This window comes from Streptomyces sp. NPDC058701 (assembly GCF_042715295.1).
In the GTDB taxonomy this organism is placed as follows: Bacteria; Actinomycetota; Actinomycetes; order Streptomycetales; family Streptomycetaceae; genus Streptomyces.
On sequence record NZ_JBHXSY010000013.1, the window covers coordinates 168,252 to 170,665 of the forward strand.

General features: G+C 72.3%; 2 protein-coding genes. Both read left to right on the top strand.

Annotation, left to right across the window (positions count from 1 at the left end; genetic code table 11):
• Nucleotides 1-406 precede the first annotated feature (406 nt).
• Nucleotides 407-1,090, top strand: coding sequence for a DUF5819 family protein (locus ACFWW8_RS16995; RefSeq protein WP_386529427.1), 684 nt, complete (start codon nt 407-409; stop codon nt 1,088-1,090).
• On the top strand, nt 1,080-2,267 hold the full coding sequence (locus ACFWW8_RS17000) for an HTTM domain-containing protein (protein WP_386529430.1): 1,188 nt from the start codon (nt 1,080-1,082) through the stop codon (nt 2,265-2,267). The genes ACFWW8_RS16995 and ACFWW8_RS17000 overlap by 11 nt, the downstream gene beginning before the upstream one ends.
• Nucleotides 2,268-2,414 lie beyond the last annotated feature (147 nt).

Consider the following 2,414-nt stretch of genomic DNA (forward strand, 5'->3'; position numbering starts at 1 on the left):
CCACGGCGGAAAGCCGGGTCACGACCACGGCGGAAAGCCGGGTCACGACCACGGCGGAAAGCCGGGTCACGACCACGGCGACGACCACGGCCACGGCGGGAAGCCGGGCCACGACCACGGCCACGACGGCGGACCCGGCCACGACAAGGGTCATGACCACGGCGGCAAGCGCGGTGGCGGCGAGTAGCCGAAGCCCGTCCGACGGGACGGCGGCTCCCGGAGCGGGACCAAGCGCTCCGGGCGTCCGCCGGACCATGTGAGCGGTACCAGGGGCGCGCGGCGGGGAGTCGTTCGAATCCGCCGCGCGCCACCGATGAGAGCTCAGGAGAGGCCGATGGGAGCAGTCGGTACGGATCGCCCGGACACGCCGGCAACGGACGGCGGCGCAGTCGTGACGGACGGCGTCGTGACGGACACGTCCGTGGACCGTGGAACCGGGCCGGGGGAACGGGCGGAGAACCGGTCGGGGTCGGGCCCGCCCACCGCGCTGAAGGCAGGCGTGGGAGCCACGGTGGTCGTGTGTCTGGCCACGGCCCTGGTCCACGTGGTCCTCGTGTTCCTCCATGTGGCGCCCCCGAACCCGGTCTCACACCTGTACGGCCGCCAGGTCCACGCGTGGGTCTTCCCCCTGTTCGAACAGAACTGGCGGCTCTTCGCGCCGGACCCGGAGTCGGTCAACCGCCAGATCTCGGCCAGGACCCTGCACACCGCCGGGAACGGCACGGTCCGGGTCAGCGGATGGGTCGACCTCACCGCCGTGGACAACGCCGCCGTCACACACCAGGTGATCCCCAGCCACACGACGCAGAACATGCTGCGCCGGGCCTGGACCTCCTACCTGGAAACACACGGCACCGATGACCGGCCGCACTCGCAGCGCGCCCGGATGATGCAGGAGTACCTGCGCAACATCGCGGCCGACCGTGTCGCCGCCCGGGGACACGGCGCGTTCGAGTCCCTCCAACTCCGCGTGACCACCCTGCCCATCGCCCCCGCCCCGGCGGCCGGCCCCCGTCCCGCCGCAACCGCCTCCCGGCCCGTTGACGTGCGGTACCTCCCCTGGTGGAAGGCGGTTCCCCGTGGAAACTGAGAAGCGGCGGACAACGGCGCACGAGGGCGCGCCGCGCGGAGTCACCCGCCGCATCGACGCGCTGCACGCCGCCCTGACGGAGCGACCGGTCGCCCTCTACGGCGCGGCAGTGCTCCGCATCGGCTACGGACTTCTCTACCTGGTCTTCCTGCTGCGCGAGTTCCCGCACCGGGACGTGATCTGGGGGCCCGGCTCACCGTGGACGCCGGCCCTGGCGGAGGAGCTCTTCGACCAGACCGGCTGGGTCAGCCTTCTCACCCTCTCGGACAACGGGGCGTACTTCGAGCTGTGTTACGCGGCAGCCCTCCTCATCTCCCTGCTGTTCATGCTCGGCTGGCACACCAGGGCGATGTCGGTGCTGTTCGCGCTCGTGGTGGCGTCCTTCCACGCGCGGGCGATCTTCATGACGGACGGAGGGGACAACCTCATCCTCCTCATGTCCCTGTACCTCGTCTGCACCGCCTGCGGCCGCCGCTGGTCCCTCGACGCGCGCCGGGCCCGCCTACGGGCGATCCGCGCCGAGCCGGAGGTCCGAACCGGGGATGCCCGAGCCGGTGCGCTGCGGGGTCAACTGGAGACGGCGCGCACGCTCCTGACCACGGTGCTCCACAACTGCGGCATGTTCGTCATCGCGGTCCAGGTGTGCCTTCTCTACGGATCCGCGGGGCTCTACAAGGTCCAGGGCGGCTCCTGGGGCAACGGGACCGCTCTGCACTACGTGTTGAACCTCGACCTGTTCCGGCCCTGGCCCGGCCTCTCCCAGCTGATCGACGGTCACCACGTACTGATCGCCGTCGCCTGCTACCTCACCGTGCTGCTCCAGGTCGCCTTCCCGTTCGTCCTGTTCGGCAGGCTCAAGTATCCGGTCCTGTGCATGCTGTTGGGCATGCACGTGGGCATCGCCGTGCTGATGGGGCTGCCGCTCTTCTCGGGTGCGATGGTCGTCGCGGACGCGGTGTTCCTGCCGGACCGCTTCTACCGGTCCCTGGGGAGGCTGTGCAGGTCGGCCGCCCGGGGCGGGGCCGGCCACGGGGCGCCCGCCGCCGACATCGCGCAACCCCCTGACGCGGTCGTGACCGAACCGGCAGGACGGGCTCCGGTGCGTGTCGGCCGCCCGAGGACCGGGCGGGCGGCGGCACCGCAGGGGAGCAGCGGGGGAGGACCGGGGGCCCGGTAACGCCCGCGAAGGGGAGCGGCCGGGGCCGCCGTTCCGCGGAGATGGGGCGGCGCTGCCGTCCGGAATCCGTGCCCGGATCCGGCTGCTCAAGCGCCGGTGCCGGGGGAGTACCGGTCTGCCGTGCCCGGCGGGGGGGGGGGGGGGGGG